This window comes from Embleya sp. NPDC025285, from assembly GCF_055558835.1.
The window spans coordinates 1-3253 of the sequence record NZ_JBVHLU010000248.1; the positions used below are offsets into that span (position 1 = coordinate 1).

At 71.7% G+C, this 3253-nt stretch carries 2 protein-coding genes; both read left to right on the forward strand.

All coding sequences use genetic code 11. The features are described 5' to 3' along the window. On the forward strand, positions 1-1208 hold a 1208-nt coding region (locus ACZ4FV_RS51865; RefSeq protein WP_465328408.1), incomplete at its 5' end, for a type I polyketide synthase. A 57-nt stretch (positions 1209-1265) separates the two neighbouring features. Then, positions 1266-3253, forward strand: a 1988-nt coding sequence (locus ACZ4FV_RS51870; RefSeq protein ID WP_465328410.1) for a type I polyketide synthase, incomplete at its 3' end; no start/stop codon positions are given.

Below are 3253 nucleotides of genomic sequence, written 5' to 3' on the forward strand. Positions count from 1 at the left end.
CAGCACTCCAAGAGGAACTCACCGCACTCGGCGCCCGGATCACCATCACCGCATGCGACGCCGCCGACCGCACCGCGCTCACCAAACTCCTCGACGCCATCCCCTCGGCGCACCCGCTCACCGCCGTGATCCACACCGCAGGCACGCTCCGGGACGCGGTCCTCGGCGGGCTCACCGACGACCACGTCGATGCCGTGCTCCGTCCGAAGGTCGACGCCGCGTGGAACCTGCACGAGCTGACCCGCGACCACGACCTCGCGCGCTTCGTCCTCTACTCCTCGGCCGCGGGCACCCTCGGCAATCCGGGTCAGGCCAACTACGCCGCCGCCAACACCTTCCTCGACGCGCTCGCCCACCACCGACACACCCGCGGCCTTCCCGGCAGTTCGCTCGCCTGGGGGCTATGGGCCGAGAGCAGCGGGATGACCGGCCATCTCGACGACTCGGACGTCGAGCGACTCGCGCGCACGGGCTTCCTGCCCATCACCAGCACGCAGGGCATGGCGTTGTACGACGAGGCGGCGGATCTGCGGCAACCGGTGCTCATCCCGTTCCCGCTCGACCTGGCGACGTTGCGCACCCGGGCGGGTGACGGGGTACCCGCGGTACTGCGCGGCCTGGTGCGGGCGCGGCTCCGCCGCGCGGCCGAGGCGCCCGCGGCACCCGGCGACATCTCGGCCTCGCTCGCGGACCGGCTGCGCGCGTTGTCCCCCGACGACGCGCGGGAGCGGTTGCTCGAACTGGTACGCGCCCAGGCGGCGGCCGTGCTCGGGCACTCGGCGTCCGAGTCCGTCGAGGCGGAGAAGGCGTTCAAGGAACTGGGCTTCGACTCGCTCACCGCCGTCGAGTTGCGCAACCGGCTCAACATCGCGACCGGCCTGCACCTGCCCGCGACGCTGGTCTTCGACCACCCGACGCCGAGCGTCCTGGCCGAGTTTCTGCGTACCGAGTTGGTGCCCGCCGACGCACCCGCGCTGCCGCTGCTCGCCGAGGTGGATCGGTGGGAGGCGGCGCTGGCCACCGCCGTGCCCGACGACGGGACCAGGGAACGTTTGGCCGCCCGGCTGGCGGACTTCGTGGTCCGGCTCAACGAGTCGGCGAGCCGTACCGGTGCCCCGGGCGGCGACGCCGCGGTGGCCGAGAAGATCGACGCAGCCTCCGACGACGAGATCTTCGACTTCATCGACAACGAGCTCGGCATCTCCTGAATCACCCGTTCCGACCACAGTGACTTCGCGGTTTCGCGTTAGGGAGTGTTACGCCAGATGGCCAACGAGGAGAAGCTTCGCGACTATCTCAAGCGGGTGACCACGGACCTGCACCAGGCCCGTCGCCGACTGCACGAGGTGGAGTCCGAGAAGCACGAGCCGATCGCGATCGTGGGCATGGCCTGCCGGTTCCCCGGCGGCGTCGACACCCCCGAGGGGCTCTGGCGGTTGGTCGCGGACGGCACCGACGCCATCGGCGGGTTCCCCGCCGGGCGCGGCTGGGACCTGGACGGGCTGTACGATCCCGACCCGGAACACCCCGGGACCTCCTACGCCCGGACCGGCGGCTTCCTGGAGCGCGCGGACGGCTTCGACGCCGCGTTCTTCGGGATCAACCCCCGCGAGGCCGCGGCCACCGACCCGCAGCAGCGGCTGTTGCTGGAGACGGCCTGGGAGACCTTCGAGCGGGCCGGGATCCGGCCCTCGGCGCTGAGCGGCAGCGACACCGGTGTCTTCGTCGGCGCCATCGCGCAGGACTACGCGCCGCGCCTGCACCAGGCACCGGAGGCATTGGAGGGCTATCTGCTGACCGGGAACACCACGAGCGTGGCGTCCGGTCGCCTGTCCTACACCTTCGGTCTCGAGGGTCCCGCGGTGACGGTGGACACGGCCTGCTCGTCGTCCCTGGTCGCGCTGCACCTGGCGGTCCAGTCGCTGCGACAGGGCGAGTGCTCGCTCGCGCTCGCGGGTGGTGTCACGGTGATGGCCACTCCGGGGCTGTTCGTGGAGTTCAGCAGGCAGCGCGGGCTCTCCCCCGACGGGCGGTGCCGCTCGTTCGCCGGCAGCGCGGACGGTACCGGGTTCGCCGAAGGCGTCGGACTGGTGCTGGTCGAGCGGTTGGCGGACGCACGACGCAATGGGCACCACGTACTCGCAGTGATCCGCGGCTCGGCGGTCAACCAGGACGGCGCGAGCAACGGACTCACCGCGCCCAACGGCCCGTCCCAGCAGCGGGTGATCCAACAGGCCCTCACGAGTGCCGGATTGACGCCGGATCAGGTCGACGCGGTGGAGGCGCACGGCACCGGCACCACCTTGGGTGACCCGATCGAGGCCCAGGCGCTGATCGCCACTTACGGGCAGGACCGCCAGGGCGGGCCGCCGCTTCGGCTCGGCTCGATCAAGTCGAACATCGGACACACCCAGGCGGCGGCGGGCGTCGCCGGGGTGATCAAGATGGTGCTGGCCCTGCGGCACGGGGTGTTGCCCAAGACGCTGCACGTGGACGAGCCCGCGCCGCACGTCGACTGGTCGGCCGGCACGGTATCGCTGTTGACCGAGGCGGAACCATGGCCCGAGACCGACCATCCCCGCCGCGCGGGCGTCTCCTCCTTCGGGATCAGCGGCACCAACGCCCACGTGATCCTGGAACAGACCCCCGAACCCGAGCCCGCCGAGGAGGCCGCGGCGGATCCCGAGCGTCCGGACACCGGTTCGACCGCCGCGCGGACGAACGAGGACGACCCGGCCACCGCGGCGGTGTCGCCGTCGGGGCCCCTGCCGTGGGTGTTGTCCGCCCGCACGCCGCAGGCACTGCGGGAGCAGGCCGAGCGGCTGCACGCGTACGTCACGGCACATCCCGACGCCGACCTCACCGCGATCGCGGGCACGCTCGCGACCCGGCGAACCGTCTTCGACCGGCGCGCGGCCGTCGTGGGCATCCGTCGCGACGACTTCCTGGCCGGGCTGTCCGCCCTCGTACAGGACCGAAGCCTGCACACCGCGGTAAACGGCCATCGGCTCGCCGGACCCGGCCGGACGGCGTTCATGTACACCGGGCAGGGCAGCCAACGACCGAGCATGGGCGCCGAACTCCGCGCCGCGTACCCGGTGTTCGCCGACGCCTTCGACGAGGTCGTCGCCCATCTCGATCCGCACCTGGACACGCCTCTGCGCGAGGTGATCGACCACCACCCCGAACTCCTCGACCAGACCCGCTACACCCAACCCGCACTCTTCGCCCTGCACATCGCCCTCCATCACCT